Here is a 22,129-nt window from a genome sequence, read left to right on the forward strand (position 1 = left end):
GTTCTGAAGGCCTCGCTTGTGCGTGCATACGCGTACGTGTGCGAACAAACGGAGGTTTGTGGAATGGGTGAGGCCCTGTCGCTAGGTCTGGAATCTGACCGAGCGGTGTTCGTACGTTTTAACAGGTCGCGCGAAGCAAGCCGAACGGATCAGATGAAATGGACAGGGACAGAAACTAGGCCACGCGGGGTGGCGGAAGGGTGGGCGGTTCGCGGAAGGAACGCCACGCGGAGACAGAGGGAAATTCGCTTTGCTGGGCGGTCGCGGGCGTCACCCATTCGATGGTGCTGGAGTTGATGAGGTCCAGCTTGTGCTTCTGCACGGTGGTGGATTGCTGCTGCTCCTTCTGCTTGCCTTCGTCCACGAGTTTGCAGAGCTGACAGGCGTGCTTGCCATCGAAGGTCTTCTCGATCGCCTCGCCGAGGGTGGCATCCTGGGAGTAAGCCACGGTCATGTTCACCCACGCGACGACTTGCAGCAGCGACCAGTGCGCGCCGAGCGAAAACGCCAGCGCGAGGGCTACCAAGATTTTGCCACTACGGGTGAACACGGAAGGCCTGATAATAGAAGAAGTTGCTTAGAAGTCAATAAACTTCTGAATTCACCGTCCAGACGTATGGAAGTGGCAGTTAGAGATAGGTGCTTGACAGGGGGTTAAGCATTTAATCGTTCCATTTCATGTTTTATTTTAGATTTTTTAAATGACTTAATCTGTCTCCCTAAACGTTGATAATTAGAATGTTACGTAAAAATAAGAAATTATAATATGTTTCATTTCCTAAAAATAACTTGCTGTTTTTAAGTGTTTATGGGATTTTCCGAATCAAGTAAAAGAAAGGTTTTTTATGGATGAATCGACGCAGAAAACGGTGGCTAGGATTCAGGACTTAATTGCCAATCTGGAAAGTCAAGTGGTGCAGAAGAAAAAGTTGGTGAATCAACTTTATGAAATGGAGGGCGAGTCTCCTCTCTATGCTGACATTGCTGAACCGTCAACTTTCTCCTCGGGTTCGCAGTCCATACGTCCGGACCAATTCTTCGGACGACCTTTGGCGACTGTTGTGCGGGAGATTTTGGAATCCCGTCGCACGCGGAACGTAGGTGCGATTTCGCTGAATGAACTGTTCGATACATTGAAAACCGGTGGTTTTGCGTTTGATAATAAAGACGAAACGATCGCTAAGCGGAATCTGGCAATTACGATTTCAAAAAATCCGGTTTTCCTAAAAGTGCCGAATAACGGACACATTGGTTTGGCTGAATGGTATCCCGCCGCTAAAAAGAAGCCTGTTCAATTGACAGGGGAGGAAGAAGCTGATCGGCAGGAGATTCTTCACAATCAAGCCATGAACGAGGAAAACAATTTAGCTGCACAAGAGGCAGCTGAAAAAGAAGAGCAATAAAACAATGAAAGGAAATTATGATGACTAGAAGGGTGGTAAGCTCCGCCGCAAAGGTCGGCGGTAGGAGCGATGAGAAAAGTCCCGAGAGAGTGTAACTTTGGAAGGGTGACTCTCTCTCGGGGCAAGACCGACTAGGCTAGACTGGGTTGAACCCAACTAGTAGATTTACTGTCTACTAGACTTCAGACCCCGTCAAGCATAACGACTAAAACTTAACGAAAGGAATCTTCGTATGGTCAAACGTACGCAAGAACGTCCGGGTTATGTCTTGATATTCCGTCCTTGGATTATTCATCCAGTGACTAAGCAAGTCATTTATCCTAAGCGCGGTAAGGTGTTTCCTATCTGGGTTAAAGCAGATGGTGAGCAACTTAACCTCAACGGACTCAACTAAACAAATGGGGCTGCGTGGAAACACGCAGCCCTCAATTGTTGAATATACCGCAAGTTGTATTTGGTTGATACGTCACCTTGCAAATGAATTGCGATGCTGTTCGAGGAATTTTTGATTAGGGAGTGTGGTTTCTTCGGAGAGATTGATTCGTTTGCCTTCGTAAGCGGAGAAACTCTGTTTCAGGACTGCGTTGGTGCATTCGGTTTTCAAACCTTTGCTGAGAACTAGGCGGTAATCTTCGTCGAAGGTGATGAGATGGCGGTCAAATGCGACATCGTGAATGCGTGAGAGACAGAGGCCGTTAGCTGGATTCAAGCGCTCGGAGGGATGGTTGGACCATGGGAGGATATGGCTGGCGACGAGCATGGAGCGGATGGGGATGCCTGAGACGCAGCATCGGTTGTTGAAGGCGTTCAAGATGACTTGGCGGAAATAGTCTTGTCCCCGGCGGACTTGGACTTCGGCAGTCACCGTGGTTTCGCCGATGGGGAGCTTGGAGATAGTCTTTCGGGCGACCTTCACGCCTTTGTCTTTGATAACTTCGACCTCGTCGGCTTCGTTGCTTGAAAAGAGTTTGTGGAAAAGTTCTTCGCTAACAGGAATAACAGCGGCAGGGGATTGGAGGAATTCTTTCCATAGCGCGCGGTCCAAGGTGCTTGCGCCTTCCAAGCCTTTACGCCCATTAGCTGTTACGACCGGATCGAGTGAAGCAAAGTTGCAGAGTTTCATGGCGACGCTTCCCGGAGGTCTGCTCATTCTTTCGGCCAACTGGATAACGACAGGGTTGCGTGCGTGAAGCTGTCCGAAGGTCAGCTTGCGATACACGTTCAGAGCGATGAGAAGCTCTTCCTTGGTCCAACGTTTTCCTGCGGCCATATTGAAAGAATAAACGGTTGGGCTTTGTTTGCGAAGCGAAAGAATTTAAGTGGCTGTCTCCACAATCCGGTAGTCTTCGGGGTTTCCCTCTAGGTCCATGTCACCTGCGGCCACGGCTGCTTTGACGTCGGTAAAGAATTCATGGATTGCAACTTGGGCCTCATCTCGGCTGTGAAAGCGCAATGGTTTTAACTCAGTATCATCGCTTTCGCCTTCTTCCCATCCAGCGTCATCCCAGCCATAGATGAATAGCATCTCAACCTTATAGAGCATGAAGGGATTGAAGCCTGGAATGCATGATACTCAAGAACCAACCGGACTGCTGGCATCCCTTCAGGATGCGGTTTCAAATGGGCATTGATTCCGGTGGTGTCGCTCGTGCCTCGCTCAACCGACCGGCTACATGCTTTCACACCTCCGGTGTGAGTGGATTTGGCTTGCGCGGATGCGTCGGCCTGGCCAGGTACATGTGCCCAATATGAGCAAATCGTTTTTGATCAGGTTGGATGCCAATGATCTTGGGCAGGTGTTGGATGGGTTGCGGTGTCGGGCGGAGGTTTGGAGGGATACGGCAGTGTATTTGAGGACAGGGGAATTTGAAGGGGAGTTTTTTGTGCCGGAAGAGTGTCGGGATGGGGAGGAGGCGGAGAGTATCGCAGCGGATTATGAACGGATCATTGCTGAGATGGTGCGGCAACGTGATGAGCAAAAAGGAGGCGGCAATGAGTGATGCTAAGATGGTTCAATCCGGGTTTGGGATTTTCATCGACACAAGTTGCGAGGGGTGTGTGCCGCTGTGGCGAGGTTATGGTGGAATGCCGTATTTCTATTCGACAGAGGAAGAAGCGGAAAGGGAGATTGCGGAGGATTTGATAACTCGCTTGGAAGAGTTTCTGGATAGTGAGCGGGAGTTTGAGGATGCGATGACTGTTGAGGAATATATCTTGCCGGTGCAGCGGTTGCCGGATGGTTCGGTGGTGACGGAGGATGGGAAGGTGTTTGGGAGGGGGCGTTAAAATGAACAAGCATTGAGAATGCATCGGTTCTGTCGTCACTACGTGACGGGAGTTTCAGGGGAGGCTTTACCGCGGGTTGAAACCCGCGGCTAGGAATCTGAATTCGCTAACGCGAATGGGGGAGAGGAGTTTTAAAGGCGATGAATGGCGAGCCGATTCAGAGATCGGCGCTCCGGGAAACGCAGCAGGATGCTGCTTAACCCGCACGCTGGAAGCGTGCGCTACGGATAAGAATGCGAGTTACGGGGATTGGGGTTTCTGGATGTTCTTGTTGCTGAAAAGGTTGGGTTTTCATCACAAATTTTAGTGAAAAGAGGTGGTTTTCTTGAGTGATTTGTGGGATAGATTTAGGTGCTGGCAGCTCGCTGCTGGTAAAGGAAGGGCTGCAAGCCGATTGAATAGGTTTCGGGTTTCTAGGTTCGAGTTTCGAGTCTGGAAAAATGAAACACAAGAAAGGCTGAAATCCCCGCTGAGTGATTCGATGGAATCTTTTGGCAATCCTTATGGGATCATCATGGAGATGGATGCGGGTGAGAACCTGTCATGGTGTCTTGACGAAAAGAGTCAGGGCATCGCGGCAGCGATTGCCCCACCATATCTCAGAGGATCTGTGGGTGTATCGGGCGGGTGTGTTGGGGCTCGTAAGCTGGAGGGGGAAAGGGACGTCGGCCGAGAATGGGGCCGGGGAATCCTGAGGGTCGAAGTTCGACTTCCAAGTTGAAGTTTGATCCAGAGTACTCACTGCGGAACCGGCCGGGTTCTGACTCACGTCAGGCGAAGTTCAAAGTTTGATGTTTAAGGTTCAAAGTTTGGAGTTCGGCGTCGAATCGACTTCTTTAAGTAGGAGGGTTGGACGGGATAGCTCACAGGGGTCGGATGGTTTCATTGCTCTTTGACATAAATTCCCTGAAAGGGAATGCAGAGCCGGTCGAGCTTCGATGGCCTAGAGATGGGGAATGGGGATGGTTTAGTGCCTCCTCTCCCCGTGCCCTCTCCTCCAACTCTCGTTGGAATAGAGGGGGATGGCTTTTGGAGCTTCTGATTGGTGGTGGTGAATTGTCGTGGTGCCTTGACGGAAAGAGTTTGGGCTCGTCAGGAGCCTCGCCCTACCGTGCTTATCTGTATTTTCTTTTGGAGTGGCTGGCGAGGGTTTTGATCCGGTTGGTGTGGACTGGTGGCTAGAGTGCCGCAGAGCAGGATGCTATCGAGATGAGGGAGCATCGACCGGACGAGATGGGAAGGCGACTCAGGGGAACAAACTAATTTACGATTTAGGAAGGACGATTGACGAGTCGTTGGTGTTTCCATGTTTCTGCTGTTAATGGACGGAAGTCTCCAGGTGATGCAAGGGAACGGGGGGGGGCGAAGTTCGACTTCCAAAAATCGTCCTTACCAGCGGTTTGCGAGGACAAGCACGAGTAAGCGGACTCGCGTGGGAATGTCAGTGCGAGTATCTTTTCGAGGTATGGCTGACATTTTCACGAAAGCGAAGCGGAGTGAGGTGATGTCGCGGATACGGTCGCGGGGGAATAAGGATACGGAGGGGGCGATGGTGGCGTTGCTCAGAGCGGCGGGGATCAAGGGGTGGAAAAGGCACGTCGAAGTACGAATTCCGATTTACGATTTACGAGTCGGAAAGCGGAAGGTTGCGTCACGGATTGCAAAGTCTGATTTGCGACGGAAGGCGGAAGCGGTTCGAAGTGCGAAGCTGAAGCTTCGGCCTTTTAAGGTACGGCCGGATTTTGTTTGGCGGAGGGAACGGGTGGCGTTGTTTGTGGATGGGTGTTTCTGGCACGGGTGTCCGTGGCATGGGACGAAGCCAGCGTCTAACAAATCGTTCTGGCAAACGAAGCTGATGCGGAATCGGGAGCGGGATCGGTTGGTGTCGCGGACGTTGCGGAAGGCGGGGTGGAGGGTGGTGCGGGTGTGGGAGCATGTGTTGGCGAAGGCGGCGAGGGATGAAGGGGAGATGGAGAGGTTGGTGGGGAGGATCAGGAAAGGGTTAAACCACGGAATACGCTGAATACGCGGAAAGGGGTGGGAAATGTCCAACATCGAACTTCCAACGTTCAACGTCCAGAGAAGGGAGACGAGGCGACAAGCCGCCTTGGTTGGAAAGCGGAGTCAAGCCTCCGCACTCCAAAGAAGTTTGCGCGGACTGATGTCCACGGCTACGGGGAGGCGAGGGATTGATGCAACGGCGGAGCGGCAGCTCCGCCCTACCTTGGAAAGAAAGGGTTAGGTCCGCCTCATCACTTCGGCGGCTACGGGGAGGGTTTTGTTCGTTCTTTGCTTTCTGGCAATTTCTGCATAACTTTCTGGCGTTCCCGGTGTTGTAGGTAGCGAGCGGTCTATTTTTTTATCGATATTGACCTATGGCGCGTAAACGCAATTTCGGCTGGATCATCTGGTTGGTCGTCCTCGGTGGCATCGGCTACGGAGGCTATTATGGCTGGCAGAAGTGGGAGAAGAAGAATGCGGAGAAGGGCAAGCCGGTCTTTAATACGGCGAAGATCGAGCGGGGGGATATCGTGCAGCAGGTGACGGCTTCGGGGACGCTGAACCCGGTGGTCAATGTGCAGGTGGGCAGCCAAATCTCGGGGTTGATCAAGAAGTTGCATGCGGATTTCAACTCCAAGGTGAAGGCGGGCGATGTGGTGGCGGAGATCGATCCGGCGACGTATCAGACGCGGCTTCTCCAGGCGGAGGCGGATCTCTCCAGTGCGCAGGCGAGCATGCAGTTGGCGGAGGTGAATGCGAAGCGGGCGACGGAGCTTTTCAAGGAGAAGTTGGTGTCTGAATCCGAGTATGACACGGCGCAGGTGACGCTGACTCAGGCGAAGGCGACGGTGCAGACGCGGAAGGCGCAGGTGAACAGCGCGAAGGTGGACCTGGAGCGTTGCACAATCGTGGCACCGATCGACGGTATCGTGATCGATCGCAAGGTGGATGTGGGTCAAACCGTTGCCGCGAGCATGAATGCGCCGTTGCTCTTCATGATCGCGAACGACCTGACGAAGATGCAGATCAATGCGAGTGTGGCGGAGGCGGATATCGGTAATGTGGAGACGAATCAGGCGGTGAAGTTCACGGTGGATGCGTTTCCGGGGCGGGAGTTCGCAGGACAGGTATCGCAGGTACGGAATTCGCCGATCAGCGTCCAGAACGTGGTGACTTACGATACGATCATCATGGTGGATAATTACGATGGGAAGTTGAAGCCGGGCATGACGGCGAATGTGCAGATCATCACGTCGCAGCGGCCGGGTGTGGTTCGAATACCGAATTCGGCGTTGCGCTTCAAACCAGCGGGCGCGCCAACGGCGGCGACGACTAAGGGCGGCACGAATGCGACGGCGAGCGCGGCGAAGAGCGGTGAGGACATTCCGCAGACGCCGGATGCGATGATCGCGCGGGTGAAGTCTCTGCGCGAGAAGGGTGAATCGATGAGCGATGAGATGCGCGCGAAGATGGGCGAGATGATGAAGTCAGGCGCGATCACACCGCAGCAACTGGGTTTCGGTGGTGGTCCAGGCAAGGGTAAAGGCGGTGGTGGTAAGAGCCGTCAAGGGGGTGGAGATCGCCCGGCGACACGCACGATTTATGTGGTGGATGGCTCGATCGCGAGCACGAACCTCACGGTGGGAGATATGAAGCCGGTGACGATCAAGACGGGCATCGCGGACAGCATTTACACGGAAGTGATGGAGGGCTTGAAGGAGGGCGATGTGATCGTGACGGGGCAGACGATCACGGGTGGCGCAACGACGGCCGGAGCACCGCAAGCAACGAATCCATTCGCGAGTGGTGGCGGCGGGTTCGGTGGCGGTCGTGGGCCGCGGTAAGCAAAGCCAGTTGAATTCAAATCATTCAAGCATGTGAGCGAGTCCGCGAAAACAACCAGTAGTGCGAAGCCGGTCATCAAGCTGACGGATATCCACAAGACGTACTTCACGGGTGAGGTGGATGTGAAGGCGGTGCAAGGGGTGACGATCGATATCATGCCGGGCGAGTTCGTGGCACTGATGGGAGCGTCGGGCTCCGGCAAGTCCACGATGATGAACATCCTCGGTTGCCTAGATCGCGCGACGAAGGGTGAGTATCTGTTGGATGGCATTAATGTAGCGGAATTGGATCGTGGTGAATTGGCGGATATCCGGAACGAGAAGATCGGGTTTGTGTTCCAAGGGTTCAATTTGCTGGCGCGCACTTCGGCCTTGGAGAACGTGGAGTTGCCGATGCTTTACGCACGGCATAAGCGGTTCCCGGATCGCGAAGAGAAGGCGACGAAGGCGCTGGAGATGGTGGGCTTGGGGAATCGATTGGATCACACGCCGAATCGGCTTTCCGGTGGTCAGCAACAGCGTGTGGCTATCGCACGCGCACTTGTAAATGATCCGGCGCTGATCCTCGCGGACGAGCCCACGGGCAATCTGGATAGCAAGACGAGCATCGAGATCATGGGTGTGTTCCAGAAGCTGAACGATCAGGGCATCACGATCGTGATGGTGACGCACGAGTTGGACATCGCGCAGTACACGAAGCGTAACATCGTGATGCGTGACGGGCACATAGTGACGGACAAGATCGTAGATAACCGCCTGAGTGCGGAAGAGGAATTGCACAAACTTAAGGTGGCTTCCGAGGCCATCCAGATGATCCCATCATGAGATTTTTTGCCGCCATTCGCATCGCTTTCCGGGCCTTGCTCCGGAACAAAATGCGCGCCGTGCTCACGATGTTGGGCGTCATCTTCGGCGTGGGTGCGGTCATCACCACGGTGAGTCTCGGTGACGGTGCGAAGTTCATGGTGAAGCAGCAGATCGCGACGATGGGTGAGAATGTGATGCTGATATTCGCGGGTAATTTTCAGCGCGGCGGCGTGAGTTTTGGTTCGGGCAGTTCGTCTACGTTGACGCTGGAGGATATGGAAGCGATCCGTCGCGAGGTTCCGGGCGTGCGGAATATCAGCCCGGAGGTGCGTACCTCGCGGCAGATCATCGCGGGCGGTTTGAACACGTCCACGAGTATCATCGGTGCATCGCCGGATTATTTTGCTATCCGTTCATGGACGATCAAGGACGGGGCGTTCTTCTCCGAGCCGGATATCACCACGGCTTCAAAGGTGGCGGTCATCGGGAAGACGACGGCGCAGACATTGTTTGAGGGCAGCGATCCGGTGGGGCAGGTGGTGCGTGTGAGCATGGGCGGCGGCAGCACTGGGGGAAGCATTCCATTCACGATCATCGGTGTGCTGAATCCGAAAGGCAGTTCTCCCGGGAGTGGTATGGACTATGACGATTGCCTTATTGTTCCTTACACGACGGCAATGAAACGGCTGCTGAACAGTCCGACTTTGCGCGGTATCAATGTGCAAACGGAGACGATGGAGATGATGCCAGAGGTACAGCAGCGCATCGCGGATCTGCTGCGGCAGACACATCGTATTCAAGCAGGTCGTCCGGATGATTTTACGATCCGTTCACAGGAGGAATTGGCGAGCACGATGAGCGCGACGCAAGAGACGATGCAATATCTGCTGGGCGGCGTGGCGGTGGTGTCGCTGCTGGTCGGCGGCATCGGCATCATGAACATCATGCTCGTGAGCGTGACGGAACGTACGCGTGAGATCGGCATTCGTATGGCGCTCGGCGCACGCCCCCGTGATGTGCTGGCGCAGTTCTTGATTGAGGCGATCACATTAAGTTGCACGGGCGGTGTGCTGGGTATTTTGCTGGGAGTCCTGGCTTCAAAGATTCTTACGCAGGTGAAGAATTGGCCCACACTGACTTCACCAGATGCCATCATGTACAGCTTCGCGTTCAGTGCGGCGGTGGGGATTTTCTTTGGCTTCTATCCGGCGCGCAAGGCAGCGCAACTCGACCCGATTGATGCGCTTCGGTATGAGTAATGGAATTTACGATTTGCGATTTTAGATTTACGAACGGGTGGTTCATCTTCCAAAGCGATTCGCCGTTCCAAAAACTTATGAGGACTCGTAAATCGTAAATCCAAAATCGTACATTCTCTCGTCAGTTTTGTCCTCTCATTGCATTCGCCCCTCTTCCGTGTTAACGACGCAGACGAAGAATGTTTCGCGTCATCTTCCATCTCGATATGGATGCGTTCTATGCATCCGTCGAACAGCGTGACCGGCCTGAACTGAAGGGCAAGCCGGTCATCGTTGGTTCCCCGCCGACGCAGCGTGGCGTGGTGAGTGCTTCGAGTTACGAGGCGCGCAAGTTTGGTGTGCGCTCGGCGATGCCTAGCATGACGGCAGGGCGCTTGTGTCCGAACGGCATCTTTATCCGGCCGCGCATGGAGGCGTATAAGGCGGAGTCGCACGCCATCATGGCTATCATCCAGCGCTTCTGTGGTGAACTCATCCAGCAAGTCTCGGTGGATGAGGCTTACATGGATGTCACGGCTCGCTGCCAGGGAGCGATACACGATGGAAGTCTGGAGCGTGCTTTGCCGTTGGCGCGTGAGATCAAGGCAGCCATTAAGCGTGAGCGCGACCTCACCGCGACCATCGGTGTCGCACCGAACAAGTTGCTGGCGAAGCTCGCAAGTGATTTTCAGAAACCGGATGGGCTCACGCTCATCCGGGAATCGGAGAAGGTCGCGTTTCTGCGTCCGTTGCCGGTGCGCTCGTTGCATGGCATCGGCAAGGTAACGGAAGAGACCTTGCATAATGCGGCCATCAGAACCGTAGGCGACTTGCAGGACTATAAAGGCGACCTGCGTGCGCTCGTCGGTTCATGGGGACCGGAACTGAAGCGTTTCGCTTTCGGTGACGACAATCGCCCTCTGGAATTGGGCGATGACATCAAGAGCATCAGCAGCGAGAACACGTTTCTCAAGGACACCGATGACCGGCCCATCTTGCGCGCGTGTTTGAAAGAGCAGGCGGAGGATATCGCGGCGAAGCTGGCACGTCGCCGCCTTGCCGCCCATACGATCCAGGTGAAGGTTCGTTACAGTGATTTCACTACGCTTACGCGACAGATTTCTTTTGAAGAGTCGGTGATCGAAGCGAAGGATATCTATCGTTTTGGCTGTTGGTTGCTCGCGAAAGAAAAACTGGTGCATCGACCATTACGTTTGATCGGGCTGGGCGTGAGTAATCTTACCGAATTGCGAGTGCAACAACTGCGTTTTCCATTTGAACAGCCGACGGATGTGGTGAAGAAGCCCGGCAAATAAGCTGAAGAGACGATATCAATGCGTTGGTGCGGCGACTGCTTCATCTTTTCCGGGATAGAGAAAACTAAACGGTCGGCGGCAGAAGCGTTGCCAGACGGCGCTGTAAATGGCTTTTCGTTCTGGGGCGGAGACATCACGTGCGCGGATGGCCACGGACATCGCGAGACCGAAACTCACCAGCACATTGATCACACCCACTGACAGGACGCCAGCCAGACCGAACCAAAAGGCGTTGGTATAAACCACTTCTTTACCCAGCGTGTAGATGGCGGCGGCGAACTGGCCGGTGCCTACAGTCACATGGCGCACGTCGACCGGCAGGCCAGTAAGCACACCTAGCACTGGAACGATGCCCAGCAGGAAGCCGAGCATGATGTTGCTGGTCAGGCCGGCGATGCCATCATCGAGAAACTTAGCCAGCTTGGCAGCCCCTTCACGGCCGAAGAGAAATTGCAGACGGGGGCTGTTCGTGATGCCGGTGCGCAGACGGTGGTAAGCGAACCAGTTGTCGGCAAACCCAGCCGACAGGCCGGTGAACCAGAGCAATAGGCCTGTGAATGCGGCATAGATCGGAGTCATTCCGATCAAAGAGAGTGAGGCCAAGGTTTTCTCCGCCTTCTCCAAGCCCAGCATCGGTTCACCCAATGCGCGGGCGCCGAGATGGGCGATGAGCAGGGCCAGCGGAAAAATGAGGACCAGATTGCCTACGATAGCCGCCATCTGGGAACGGATGAGGCATACGATCTCATCCACGAGCTTCGCCAGTGCCACCGGATCCCGGACATTATGCATCTTGGCCGCAAGAGCGGGTGCAGTGGTGGCAGGCTGCTTCGTGGCCAGCGTGAATCCGGCGAGCTGAATGGCGACGAAAGCTGCGGCGTAGTTCAAGCCGAATACAAAGCCGCCGATCAAATGTGGAAAGTAAACAGCGGAAAAGCCGAACTTGGTCCAAGTGGCCACCGCCATGATCGCACCACCTCCTGCCGCGTGGAGGAACATCTGGTGATACTGCTTCCGATCGCGCGCGATGTAGTGTTCGCCAGTCTCTGCGGTCCGTTCGACCATTTTGCGGGTGAGCAATTGCAGGTTCTCATGCAGCAAGGAACGCACACCGCGATGCTCCTGATGCTCGCGGATGAGCCGTGCGATGAAGCCTGTCAGGCGCGTGAGGGGTGCGTTGCGGTTCAGCAACTGGTCCAGCAATATCTCCATGCGCTGAAGCTGCCGGGTCATACGGTCGAGCTGATACACGATGTCCGTGCTCACACCGTACTCTTCGAGATGCGTGTAGGCTGTATGGATGGCCTTGTCACAACTGTCCATCTGCGCGCGCAAGTAGTTCAGTTCCGCTGTGAGTTCCGCCGCAGGCTTGGTGCGCATCATTGCCAGCAGGGAATCGGTGGCTGTAGTGAGTTTGAAAAAGGGCAGCTCGCGGAAGTGTTTCCGGGTGATGCGTGAGCGGATCTCGAGGGAGGTTCCGGTGATGCGGATGGATGCGGCCAGCTGCACCAGTGCTTCCTCCATGTCCACCTGCATGGTATCCCACTCGGTTTCGCCCACTTCGAAATCGCCCTGCAAGAGTTCCAGCAGCCGTTGCAAAGTGGTTTCGTCCAGGCGCTCCACCCAGGCCGGATCATCTGCATCGGGGAAGAGACGTTCAAAAAGCATGCCCAGTTCACCGCTATAGGGGCGGGCGGGCAGCAGGCGTTCACTCAAACGGATGGAAACCTCCCGGAAAAATCCATGCTCGCGCGGAATGCCCGTTTCGCAAAAAAGATCGAGCGCACTCGTGTCACGGAGCACCGAGCGCAGCGTGCGTGCCACGGCGATGCGCTGCGTCTCATTGCGCTCCAACGTCTGCAACAGCAGGCGTACCCGGCCGGCTTGCATCTTCCCCGGCTCGGCGCCATTCTCGCCGGCGATCTCGGATGGGTGGCGTATCCAGTCCAGCAGATCGCAGAGCCAGTTCAGGCGGACCTCGATGGATTCGGCGGGTGAGGCCGTGGCCAGCAACGCATCCAGGCCCGGCGTCCGCAGGAAAGGGCTGCGGAGCCGTTGCCACATCGCTTTGCTTTGCATGAACCAGCCCATGATCAGCGGAGACTAAGTTAATTCTCCGTCACCAGCAATCATGGTGCGGCAAAATCAGGGAAAATATTTATCGTTTAATCGCTATCGCTGTGCCCGGGGCAATGCTTAAATCACAGCGTGGCCAAACTGCCGACCATCGAGCCTGACGATCTGCCATCCGCATTATTGCGGGTGGCGGCGCATGTGATCCAGGAAGCCGCGCCGGAAAAACCGGCGGATGCGCTCCTGCGCCATGAACTGAAAGCCCGCAAAGTGACGCGTGCGGATGCGCGTGACATCAGTAAACTGGTTTTTGATTACTACCGCTGGTATGGGTGGCTGCAGCATCTGCACTCGCTCTATCCGCGCATCAAGCTGGCGAAGCAACTGGCCAAAAAGTTTGAGGAGCGGCCGGAATCCTTCACGGCGGAATCACTGCAACACAACAGCGTGCCCGCGTGGATCAAGGAAGTGATGAACGTCACTCCGGAATGGGCAAAAGCGTTGCAATCGCCACCGGATATATGGCTGCGCTCCCGGCTGGGACAGGATCAAAGCCTGCGCGAAAAGCTCGGCGTTTTTGAGGATTTCACCGTGCCTGGCTTGCCGGAGGCCATCCGCTATGACGGTGATGCGGATCTGTTCCGTTCCACGGAATTTCATGCGGGTGAGTTTGAATTGCAGGACATCGCCTCGCAAATGGTCGGAGCTTTCTGTGCTCCGAAGCCTGGTGAGACCTGGTGGGACACATGCGCGGGTGAGGGCGGCAAGACGCTCCATCTGTCAGACCTGCTGCACAACAGGGGGCTGATCTGGGCGACGGATCGGGCGGACTGGCGCTTGAAGAAGCTGAAGATGCGCGCCAGCCGGGCCAAGGCATTTAACTATCGCACCGCATTATGGGATGGCAGCGGGAAGCTGCCGACCAAGACGAAGTTCGACGGCATCCTGATTGATGCGCCCTGCAGCGGTATCGGCACTTGGCAACGGAACCCGCATGCGCGCTGGACGACGACGCAGAAGGATGTAACGGAACTCGCCATGGTGCAGAAGCAATTGCTGGAACACGTGGCGGCTTCCGTGAAGCCGGGCGGCAAGCTGGTCTATTCTGTATGCACACTTTCGCTCCCAGAGACAAGTGATGTGGCGAACGTATTCACGGAAGCGCATCCTGAGTTTGAACCGATTGCGGCACCGGCTCACCTGACGGAATCATTGGAGAGTTCTGAGCCGGGACAGTATTGGGTGTGGCCGCAGACGCTGGGCGGGAACGGGATGTTTATTGCGGGGTGGAAGAGGCGTAAGGCGTAATGAGCGGAAATTACGATTTTGGATTTACGATTTACGAGGATTTCCTGCTCTCGAGGCGTTCAGTCTCAAAGGACGGGACAGCTCGAAACAAGTTCGAGCGCGAGGATGAATCCGTCGTCTCGCAAATCGTAGATCCCAAAATCGTAAATTACTTTATCCCGCCTTTGGAGCGGCGGTGCTTGCACGTTGGATGACTTCGGCGGAGAGGCGTTGTGTCTCGGGACGCTCGCCTGCCAGCAGCTTCGTCATGGATTCCATCGCGGCGACACCGAGGCGGAACTTGGGCTGACGCACGGTGCTGAGGGGCACGCGGAAATATTCGCTGGTGAGCACATTGCCGAAACCCATTACGGAGATATCCTGCGGAATCTTCAATCCCTGATCGAGGAACACATTCGCCGCGCCGATGGCGACGAGATCATTCACTGCTTGCACGGCCGTTGCTGTGCACGATTCGTTGAGCATTTGCAGAGCGGCATTCCTTCCTTCTTCGATGGTGGAACCGGCGGCAAAGACCAGGTGGTCGTCGAAGGCGATGCCTGCTTCTTTCAAGGCACGACGATAACCTTCCAGACGTTCTTGGGAGGAAGGCGAAGATTGGTGGCCGGCCAGGAACGCGATGCGTTTGTGGCCCAGTTGCAACAGATGGTGCGTCGCCAGGTAGCTTGCGCCTACGTCATCCGTTTCCACGTTCACGAAGTTTTGGCAGAATGGCGCATTGTGACCGAGGATGACAGTCGGCGTGCCGTGTTTGGTCAGTTCCTCATAGATGGGCGCCTTTTGCCCCATGCGATAAACTGGCACGACAAACAGGCCGTCCACACGACGCGAGAGGAAGCGGCGGATGTACATCTCTTCGCGCGCTGGTTGGTTCAGCGTGTGGCCGAGGATGACTTCATAGCCCATCTCGAAAGCCCTCTCCTCGATGGCCATGACCATGCGTGCGTAGAGCGGGTTGGTGGAGGAGGCGATGAGCAGGCCGAAAAGTTTGGCACTGCGGCTGCGCAATCCTCGGGCGAGCACGTCGGGCACATAACCCATGTCTTCCGAGAGTTTGCGGATGCGCACCTTGGTGGCGGCAGAGATGTCTGGTGCATCCCGGAGGACCTTGGAGACGGTCATGACGGACACACCGGCGGCTTGGGCGATATCTTTTAGACGGACCATGGGGAGACTCGGATAGGCAGACGTGGATCATCCGGGCGTACCGATGATGATTCTGTGGCTGCACTCATTGGCTTAAACATTGGAACCGCTCCAGCTTAGCTTTTGCCGGAGAGTTTTGAAGAAAGAACTGCCTTTCAGCCGGACCAGGTTGAAACGATGCCGGCTGCGGCGGAAAACGATGAGATCGCCCGCCTTGAGCGGCATCTCTACCTGACCATCGGCAGCGATCAGGGTTTCCGGTTTCTCATTCAGCACGCGCACGCTGATGATGGAGCGCAGGCTGAGGATGACCGAGCGATTGGAAAGCGTGTGCGGACAGATCGGCGTGATGGTGAACACCTCGGCTGCGGGGCTGACGATCGCGCCACCAGCAGAGAGCGAGTAAGCGGTGGAACCCGTTGAGGAGCTGAGGATGAGACCGTCGCAACGGTAGCGCGTGAGCATCTCGTCATCCACGCGCACTTCGAGCTCGATCATCCGTGAAGCAGCACCGCGGCTGATGACGAAGTCGTTCAACGCGCATTGCACGAACTCCTTGCCCTCGATCTCGCCATGCGCTTCCACCAGCCAGCGCGGATCGAGATCGAATTCACCCGCCCACACCATGGTGAACGCTTCCTTCACATTCTTCGAGGAAACGGCGGTGAGGAATCCGAGGCTGCCGACATTGATGCCCAGCACCGGCGTCTGCACGCCATGCATGTCGCGCGCGATACTCAACATGGTACCATCACCACCGAACACGACGACGAGATCCACCTGCCGGGCCAAGGCGGCCACGGTCAAACAGGATTCGCCTTTCCCGCCGATGAATTTTTGTGTGGCCGCTTCCATCAGCACCGTGCGGCCGCTTGCTTCGATGGCGCGCACGGCTTCACGCACCACCTGTCGGCAAGCGGTCTTGGCCGTGTTGGCGATCAGCCCGACGCGGGAGATTTTTTCAGCGCGTTTTTTCAATCAGCACCAGAAATTCTTTGTTGCCCGCAGGCCCGAGCAGGGGGGATTCCGTCAGCCCGAGCCATTCCAGATTCTTCCGTTGTTTGATGAACTCGGCGAAATCTTTGATCACGCGATCATGGATGAGCGGATCGGTGATGACACCTTCGCCCGCATCCACATCTTCCTTGCCCGCCTCGAACTGAGGCTTGATGAGCGCCACGAACCGTCCGCCCACCCGGAGGAAATCGCAGGCTGTCGGAATGATCTTACGCAACGAGATGAACGAGCAATCGATCGTGATGATGTCCACCGGCGCGAAACCTTCGCCGAAATGTTGCGGCGTGAGATTGCGCGCATTCGTCTTTTCCATCACCACCACGCGCGGGTCTTGCCGGAGCTTCCAGGCAAGCTGTCCATTGCCCACATCCACGGCGTAAACTTTCGTGGCCCCATATTGCAGCAGGCAATCAGTGAAGCCGCCAGTTGAAGCCCCCAGATCGATCGCCATGGTCGCTTGCGTCTTTACTTGGAAATACTTGAGCGCGTGCTCGAGTTTGTGACCACCCCGGCTCACGAACTTCTCGGGGACATCCAGTGTGACTTCATCCTCCGGGCGAACATCGTCGCTGGCCTTGTGGGCACGCTGCTGGTTCACGCGGACAGTGCCGGCGAGGATGGCCCGTTTGGCCTTCTCCCGGCTGTCGCACAAACCCCGTTCCACCAATGCCTGGTCCAAACGCGTCATGAACGTGAGAGGCTGGGGCCGCAGAACGCGGCTGTGAAATGGAAAGTTTTCGCCGACATCAGACCTTGCCTTGGGCGATGCGTGTCTGGGTATCGCGGAAGGTGGCGTAAAAGATATCCGTCTCGCCTACGATCTTTTGCACGACTTGGCCGAGGTTGGCGATGTCCACCACATTGAGCACCGCCTGCACGCTTTGCTGGTAGGCTTGCATGGGGTGCAACGTCTGGAAAGTCGCGCCGATCAAAATGAAGGTCGAATGACGGCGGCGGTTCATGGGCATCCATTGGATGGCCCGCAAGGTGGTGTTCTCCTCCGGAGTCATCGCCGAGAAACATTCCTCGATGATGACCACCTGATATTGGAGCTGCGGATAACGCGCCACGAACTCCGCCTCGTTGGTCACGTGATGCACCTTATAGCCCAGCTCGGCGAGCATGCCCTGACAGATGGCGATCAGCTCCGGCGAGGTCAGGCACATCAACGCGGGTTTGTCGTCTGGTCCGATGAATTCGAAGTCCATGCGAGAAAAAAGTTAAGTCTTGAGCTTGAGTTTCATTGGTCCGGCCGCTGGGGCTGATTCGCCACCGCCGCCAGCAGGTTTGACCGGTTCCGCGCTCTTCTGCATCTGTAGGTTGCTGATGTTGGAAGTGAGCTCGCCGCGCTTCTTCTTCACGTTGTCGATACCGCGCGTCACGGGACCTTTCTTTGTGCAGTAGAGCAGTGCCGTCTCTTCCGTGATAAGACCTTGCTCGAAGCAGTCGATGACCGTTTGATCGAACGAACGCCAGCCGAACGTCTGGCTCGCCTCGATGATCTCGTAGAAGGTCTTCCCTTCGCTTTCGCCGTAAGTGATCGAGTCTTTCGTGCGCATGTTGTTGCCCATGATCTCGAGCAACGCCACACGACCACCACCGATCTTCGGCGCGAGACGCTGGCTGACTACCCACCGCAACGTATCCGCCAGACGCAACCGGATCTGCTCCTGCTCGTCCGTCTCGAACATACCCAGGATACGGTTGATCGTCTGACCGGCATCGATCGTGTGCAGTGTGCTCACGACCAAGTGACCCGTCTCCGCGGCGCTGAGGCCGATTTCCACGGTCTCACGATCACGCATTTCGCCGACCAGAATCACCTTGGGCGCCTGACGCAGAGCAGCACGCAGACCGCTGGCGAACTTGTCAAAGTCCGTGCCCATCTCTCGCTGGTTGAAGGTCGCCTTCTTCTGTGGATGCACGAATTCGACGGGGTCTTCCAGAGTGATGATGTGAATGGACTTGGATTCGTTGATCTCGTTCAGCAACGCCGCGAGCGTGGTGGACTTGCCGGAGCCAGTCGCGCCGGTGACCAGCACGAGGCCTGTCTTTTCCTTCGCCACGGAGTGGAAGATATCTGGAAGCTTGAGCTGTTCGAGCGTCGGGATCTTCGTGTTCAACTTACGCAAGACGATCGAGTAATTGCCGCGCTGCGAGAAGATGTTCACACGGAAACGCGCCTTGCCGGTCAGGTAATAGGACGAGTCGCATGAACCCGTCCGCAGCATGTCCTCCGTCAGACGGCGGCTGCCATTGACCAAGTTCAGGGCGATCATCTCTGTTTGATACGGCGTGAGTTTTTCCACCGGCGGCTCGATGGGCACGCCGACCAGTTGGCCGGAGGACTCCACCTGCAACGGTTTCTCCACCGTGATGTTCAGATCCGAGACGTCATTCTGCGAATCGAGCATCGTGCCCAAGATATAATCAAGTTCGGTTACGCGCATAACCAGCAATTAACTAACACCACAATCACTTCGTCCCATGTCACCGCTCCGCTCACATCTTACATGCCGTCATCATCTTCCGGAGGATGCGACAGGAACGGACGGAATTTCTTTTTGTCCAGGCACTTGTCGTAAGCTTCCTCTGGCGAGATGCGCTTCATCTTCAAATGATCCATGATCGCGTCGTCCAGCGGCTGGTTGCCCAGCTTCTTGCCGACCTGGATCATACCTGGGATCTGGTGCGTCTTCGCTTCGCGGATCAAGTTCGCGATAGCGGTGGTCACCACCAAGATTTCAAGAGCAGCCACACGGCCTTTCTTATCGATGCGTTTGAACAGGTTCTGTGCCACCACACCTTTGAGAGCTTCCGAAAGCGTGGCGCGCGTCTTATTCTGCTGATCCGCCGGGAACACGTCGATGATACGATCAATCGTCTTCGCTGCGCTTTGTGTGTGCAGCGTGCCGAAGACCAAGTGACCCGTGCTGGCTGCTGTGAGCGCCAGCTCGATCGTCTCCAAGTCACGCATTTCGCCCACCAGAATGATATCCGGGTCTTCACGCAGCGCGCCTTTCAGCGCGGAAGCGAAGGACTTCGTATGGATACCCACCTCGCGATGGTTCACCAGGCAGTTCTTGCTCTCGTGCACGAATTCAATCGGGTCCTCCACCGTGAGGATGTGGTCCTTACGGTTCTTGTTACAGTAATCCACGATCGCCGCGAGCGTGGTGGACTTGCCGGAACCCGTAGGCCCCGTCACCAGCACCATGCCCTTGTGCAACATGCCGAACTTCTTCAGCACCGGGGGCAGGGGAGCATCGAATTTCTCGAAATCCTCGAACGACAGCACCTTGCTCGGAATCGCACGGAACACTGCCGCCACGCCATTCTTCTGATTGAAGAAGTTCGCACGGAAGCGGGACACGCCGGGGATCTCGTAACCGAAGTCCACGTCACCCGTTTCTTCATACACCTTGATCTTATACTCCGGCGCGATCTCATAGAGCATCGCTTTCAGCGAATCGCTCTCCAGCGGTGGATAATCCACGCGATGCAGCTCGCCGTTGATACGCAGCATGGGCGGGTTGCCGGATGCCAAGTGCAAGTCCGAGGCCTTTTGCTCGAACATGAGGTTGAAGAAGGCGTCAATCTTTGCCATAGATTCCTCTGTCTGTTGGCGAATCCTATGCCTAACCATTCACTCTAGGCAAGCAACTTGAATCAATTAGCCCACATCATCCGGGATGAAATACGGCGGGAGGGACCCATGTCCTTCCGGCGGTATATGGAGCTGTGCCTCTACCATCCCGCCCACGGCTACTATGAGCGCACCCCTCTCCAGCAGACTGGTCGCCAAGGGGACTTCTACACCAGCGTCAGCGTTGGCACCGTCTTTGGCGAACTCCTCGCCGCCTTCATCGCTCAAGAGGTTCGGGAGCTTTCCCGCCCCTTGGACATCGTAGAAGCTGGCGCCCACGCCGGTCACTTGGCTCGGGACATCCTCCAAGCCCTCCAAGCCGCCGCCCCGGACATCTTCGCCCACGTCACCTACCGGATACTGGAACCCTCCGCCAGCCGCCGCGTCGTCCAGGCGGAAACCCTCAGCGCCTTCGGTCGCAAGATCACTTGGGCGAACGGCATTGAAGACATTCCCGATAACTCCCTCCGCGGCGTCATCCTCTCCAATGAACTGCTGGATGCCTTTCCCGTCCACCGTATTGGCTGGTCCGCAGGAGATAAGGCGTGGTTCGAATGGCTCGTCGATTGGCCAGATAATGATGCCGCTCCCACTTGGTATCGCACCGAACCCGTTGCGTTACCTTCAGCCCTGAAGCCTCATCTGCCACCCGTCATCGAACCGCTCGCGAGTTTGCTGCCCGATGGCTTTACCACCGAGATCTGTCCTGCCGCCCGCGATTGGTGGACCACCGCCGTGCGAAAACTGAATGCCGGCTGGCTCCTCACCTTCGATTACGGACTCGAAGCCCTCGATTTCCTCAGCCCCGAACGCGCCCAAGGCACCCTCCGCGCTTATCGAAACCATCGCCTCGTTGACGAACCCTTGAGCGACGCGGGCGAACAAGACCTCACCGCCCACATCAACTTCACCGCCATCCGCGAAGCAGGTGAACAAACTGGCCTCCTCACCAAACACGACGAAGCCCAGGCAAGATTCCTCACCCGGATATTGGCCAGTGCCAATACCGGCACCAAACCACCCGCCTTCAACTGGACCCCGTCGCAAGTCCGCCAATTCCAGACCTTAACCCATCCCGACCACCTAGGCCGCAGCTTCCGCGTATTAGCCCAACGCCGCTGACTTTACCGAGGTAGCGCGTGCGTCCCCGCCTGCGAGTTGAAGCGGCGCTCCGTCGCGCCGACGATTGGTCCTATGAGACCTATTAGTCCCATTTTTCCTTACGCTCGATGTTGGGTGTTCGATGTCTCCTCCAGAAAAAAGGCCCGCCGGTGCAACCGGTTTCATAACTCATACCTCATAATTCATCCATTCCCCCGAAGCAGCCTTCCCATCTCGTCCAGTCAATGTGACACTCCACGATAGCATCCTGTCCTGCGGCACTCTAGCCACCAGTCCACACCCACCAGATCGAAACCCTCGCCAGCCACTCCAATAGCCTAATCGTCGTCATTCTCGTCCTTCGTCGTCGTCCTCGATTTTTCAAATCAAGGACAGACGCCAGACTTGGACAAAAGCAGAGTCATCGGTCTTCGCGCGTCCCAGTTCGCCTCCCGGTGCAACCGGGCTGAAAACTGAACACTGAAAACTTTCCAACTCCATCGTCCGACGATGGCTCAAGGAACTATGTCAAAGAGCAATGAAACCACCCGACCCCTGTGAGTTACCGTCTTCTCCCTCTCTACGATTGAGAGTTCAAATTAAGCGTGTGTTTAGTTCCCGGCTGGTTCCGCAGTGGCTACTCAGGATTCCCCGGTCCCATTCTCGACCGGCGTCCCTTTCCCCCTCCAGCTTACGAGCCCCAACTCCACCCGCCCGATACACCCGCAGATCCTACCCACCTCGGTAGGGCGAGGCTCCTGACGAGCCCAAACTCTTTTCGCAACTGCCCCACCAAACTTCAACAGAGACTCCGAAGCAAAAATCTTACTTCGCACATCTCCTGATGGCCTCATAAGGAATTGCCAAAACGATTCCATCGAACCATTGGCTTGAGGATTTTCGACCGCCTGTTCCCTAACTCGAAACTTCAAACTAGGAACCA

General features: G+C 56.0%; 20 protein-coding genes. 10 read left to right on the forward strand and 10 right to left on the reverse strand.

Annotated features, from left to right (window positions below):
- Positions 1–175: 175 nt before the first annotated feature.
- Positions 176–550, reverse strand: a complete 375-nt coding sequence (locus VGH19_02350; GenBank protein HEY1170187.1) for a hypothetical protein — start codon at positions 548–550, stop codon at positions 176–178.
- 295 nt (positions 551–845) lie between these two features.
- Here VGH19_02350 and VGH19_02355 point away from each other — a divergent pair, with 295 nt between their 5' ends.
- Positions 846–1,403 carry a hypothetical protein gene (locus tag VGH19_02355; protein ID HEY1170188.1) on the forward strand — a complete coding sequence of 186 codons (558 nt, stop codon included), beginning with the start codon at positions 846–848 and terminating at the stop codon, positions 1,401–1,403.
- Positions 1,404–1,869: 466 nt separating this feature from the next.
- Here VGH19_02355 and VGH19_02360 read toward each other — a convergent pair whose 3' ends face one another.
- Together VGH19_02360 and VGH19_02365 are read right to left on the reverse strand one after the other, a co-directional pair.
- The gene (locus tag VGH19_02360; GenBank protein HEY1170189.1) at positions 1,870–2,622 is read right to left on the reverse strand and encodes an HNH endonuclease; all 753 of its coding nucleotides are present in this window, start codon (positions 2,620–2,622) and stop codon (positions 1,870–1,872) included.
- Between the two features lie 96 nt (positions 2,623–2,718).
- Positions 2,719–2,946: a hypothetical protein gene (locus tag VGH19_02365; GenBank protein HEY1170190.1), complete on the reverse strand. Its 228-nt coding sequence runs from the start codon at positions 2,944–2,946 to the stop codon at positions 2,719–2,721.
- 205 nt (positions 2,947–3,151) lie between these two features.
- Here VGH19_02365 and VGH19_02370 point away from each other — a divergent pair, with 205 nt between their 5' ends.
- From VGH19_02370 to dinB, 7 genes are all read left to right on the forward strand, one after another.
- The gene (locus tag VGH19_02370) at positions 3,152–3,403 is read left to right on the forward strand and encodes a hypothetical protein (protein ID HEY1170191.1); all 252 of its coding nucleotides are present in this window, start codon (positions 3,152–3,154) and stop codon (positions 3,401–3,403) included.
- Complete coding sequence (locus tag VGH19_02375) at positions 3,396–3,689, forward strand: hypothetical protein (GenBank protein HEY1170192.1); 294 nt, start codon at positions 3,396–3,398, stop codon at positions 3,687–3,689. Before VGH19_02370 ends, VGH19_02375 begins: the two co-directional genes overlap by 8 nt.
- 1,549 nt (positions 3,690–5,238) lie before the next feature.
- Complete coding sequence (locus VGH19_02380; GenBank protein HEY1170193.1) at positions 5,239–5,712, forward strand: very short patch repair endonuclease; 474 nt, start codon at positions 5,239–5,241, stop codon at positions 5,710–5,712.
- Positions 5,713–6,064: 352 nt separating this feature from the next.
- Positions 6,065–7,534: an efflux RND transporter periplasmic adaptor subunit gene (locus VGH19_02385; GenBank protein HEY1170194.1), complete on the forward strand. Its 1,470-nt coding sequence runs from the start codon at positions 6,065–6,067 to the stop codon at positions 7,532–7,534.
- Between the two features lie 33 nt (positions 7,535–7,567).
- Positions 7,568–8,359 carry an ABC transporter ATP-binding protein gene (locus VGH19_02390; protein ID HEY1170195.1) on the forward strand — a complete coding sequence of 264 codons (792 nt, stop codon included), beginning with the start codon at positions 7,568–7,570 and terminating at the stop codon, positions 8,357–8,359.
- Positions 8,356–9,600 carry an ABC transporter permease gene (locus VGH19_02395; protein ID HEY1170196.1) on the forward strand — a complete coding sequence of 415 codons (1,245 nt, stop codon included), beginning with the start codon at positions 8,356–8,358 and terminating at the stop codon, positions 9,598–9,600. Before VGH19_02390 ends, VGH19_02395 begins: the two co-directional genes overlap by 4 nt.
- 179 nt (positions 9,601–9,779) lie before the next feature.
- Positions 9,780–10,895: a DNA polymerase IV gene (dinB, locus tag VGH19_02400; GenBank protein HEY1170197.1), complete on the forward strand. Its 1,116-nt coding sequence runs from the start codon at positions 9,780–9,782 to the stop codon at positions 10,893–10,895.
- Between the two features lie 15 nt (positions 10,896–10,910).
- Here the strand turns inward: dinB and VGH19_02405 are convergent, their stop codons facing one another.
- Positions 10,911–12,986 (reverse strand): hypothetical protein, encoded by a 2,076-nt coding sequence (locus tag VGH19_02405; GenBank protein ID HEY1170198.1) that lies wholly within the window; start codon positions 12,984–12,986, stop codon positions 10,911–10,913.
- 117 nt (positions 12,987–13,103) lie between these two features.
- Between VGH19_02405 and VGH19_02410 the strand changes: the two genes are divergently transcribed.
- Entirely contained in the window at positions 13,104–14,276 is a 1,173-nt protein-coding gene (locus VGH19_02410) for an RsmB/NOP family class I SAM-dependent RNA methyltransferase (protein ID HEY1170199.1), read from the forward strand.
- 153 nt (positions 14,277–14,429) lie between these two features.
- Here VGH19_02410 and VGH19_02415 read toward each other — a convergent pair whose 3' ends face one another.
- The 6 genes from VGH19_02415 to VGH19_02440 all read right to left on the reverse strand — a co-directional run bounded on the left by VGH19_02415 (position 14,430) and on the right by VGH19_02440 (position 20,046).
- The gene (locus VGH19_02415; GenBank protein ID HEY1170200.1) at positions 14,430–15,443 is read right to left on the reverse strand and encodes a LacI family DNA-binding transcriptional regulator; all 1,014 of its coding nucleotides are present in this window, start codon (positions 15,441–15,443) and stop codon (positions 14,430–14,432) included.
- Positions 15,444–15,515: 72 nt separating this feature from the next.
- The gene (locus VGH19_02420; protein ID HEY1170201.1) at positions 15,516–16,400 is read right to left on the reverse strand and encodes an NAD(+)/NADH kinase; all 885 of its coding nucleotides are present in this window, start codon (positions 16,398–16,400) and stop codon (positions 15,516–15,518) included.
- Positions 16,384–17,127 (reverse strand): TlyA family RNA methyltransferase, encoded by a 744-nt coding sequence (locus VGH19_02425; GenBank protein ID HEY1170202.1) that lies wholly within the window; start codon positions 17,125–17,127, stop codon positions 16,384–16,386. Before VGH19_02425 ends, VGH19_02420 begins: the two co-directional genes overlap by 17 nt.
- A gap of 58 nt (positions 17,128–17,185) precedes the next feature.
- Complete coding sequence (locus VGH19_02430) at positions 17,186–17,647, reverse strand: hypothetical protein (GenBank protein ID HEY1170203.1); 462 nt, start codon at positions 17,645–17,647, stop codon at positions 17,186–17,188.
- 12 nt (positions 17,648–17,659) lie between these two features.
- The gene (locus VGH19_02435) at positions 17,660–18,889 is read right to left on the reverse strand and encodes a PilT/PilU family type 4a pilus ATPase (GenBank protein HEY1170204.1); all 1,230 of its coding nucleotides are present in this window, start codon (positions 18,887–18,889) and stop codon (positions 17,660–17,662) included.
- Positions 18,890–18,948: 59 nt separating this feature from the next.
- Positions 18,949–20,046: a type IV pilus twitching motility protein PilT gene (locus tag VGH19_02440; protein ID HEY1170205.1), complete on the reverse strand. Its 1,098-nt coding sequence runs from the start codon at positions 20,044–20,046 to the stop codon at positions 18,949–18,951.
- A gap of 57 nt (positions 20,047–20,103) precedes the next feature.
- Between VGH19_02440 and VGH19_02445 the strand changes: the two genes are divergently transcribed.
- Complete coding sequence (locus VGH19_02445) at positions 20,104–21,207, forward strand: SAM-dependent methyltransferase (protein HEY1170206.1); 1,104 nt, start codon at positions 20,104–20,106, stop codon at positions 21,205–21,207.
- The last annotated feature ends 922 nt before the right edge of the window (positions 21,208–22,129 follow it).

The organism is Verrucomicrobiia bacterium, from assembly GCA_036405135.1.
GTDB lineage: Bacteria > Verrucomicrobiota > Verrucomicrobiia > Limisphaerales > JAEYXS01 > JAEYXS01.

Coding starts and splice junctions, on each gene's coding strand:
- VGH19_02355 (HEY1170188.1), top strand. CDS start 846: ATGGATGAATCGACGCAGAAAACGGTGGCTAGGATTCAGGACTTAATT.
- VGH19_02365 (HEY1170190.1), bottom strand. CDS start 2,946: ATGCTCTATAAGGTTGAGATGCTATTCATCTATGGCTGGGATGACGCT.
- VGH19_02370 (HEY1170191.1), top strand. CDS start 3,152: ATGAGCAAATCGTTTTTGATCAGGTTGGATGCCAATGATCTTGGGCAG.
- VGH19_02375 (HEY1170192.1), top strand. CDS start 3,396: ATGAGTGATGCTAAGATGGTTCAATCCGGGTTTGGGATTTTCATCGAC.
- VGH19_02380 (HEY1170193.1), top strand. CDS start 5,239: ATGGTGGCGTTGCTCAGAGCGGCGGGGATCAAGGGGTGGAAAAGGCAC.
- VGH19_02385 (HEY1170194.1), top strand. CDS start 6,065: ATGGCGCGTAAACGCAATTTCGGCTGGATCATCTGGTTGGTCGTCCTC.
- VGH19_02395 (HEY1170196.1), top strand. CDS start 8,356: ATGAGATTTTTTGCCGCCATTCGCATCGCTTTCCGGGCCTTGCTCCGG.
- dinB (HEY1170197.1), top strand. CDS start 9,780: ATGTTTCGCGTCATCTTCCATCTCGATATGGATGCGTTCTATGCATCC.
- VGH19_02405 (HEY1170198.1), bottom strand. CDS start 12,986: ATGGGCTGGTTCATGCAAAGCAAAGCGATGTGGCAACGGCTCCGCAGC.
- VGH19_02415 (HEY1170200.1), bottom strand. CDS start 15,443: ATGGTCCGTCTAAAAGATATCGCCCAAGCCGCCGGTGTGTCCGTCATG.
- VGH19_02425 (HEY1170202.1), bottom strand. CDS start 17,127: ATGACGCGTTTGGACCAGGCATTGGTGGAACGGGGTTTGTGCGACAGC.
- VGH19_02430 (HEY1170203.1), bottom strand. CDS start 17,647: ATGGACTTCGAATTCATCGGACCAGACGACAAACCCGCGTTGATGTGC.
- VGH19_02435 (HEY1170204.1), bottom strand. CDS start 18,889: ATGCGCGTAACCGAACTTGATTATATCTTGGGCACGATGCTCGATTCG.
- VGH19_02440 (HEY1170205.1), bottom strand. CDS start 20,046: ATGGCAAAGATTGACGCCTTCTTCAACCTCATGTTCGAGCAAAAGGCC.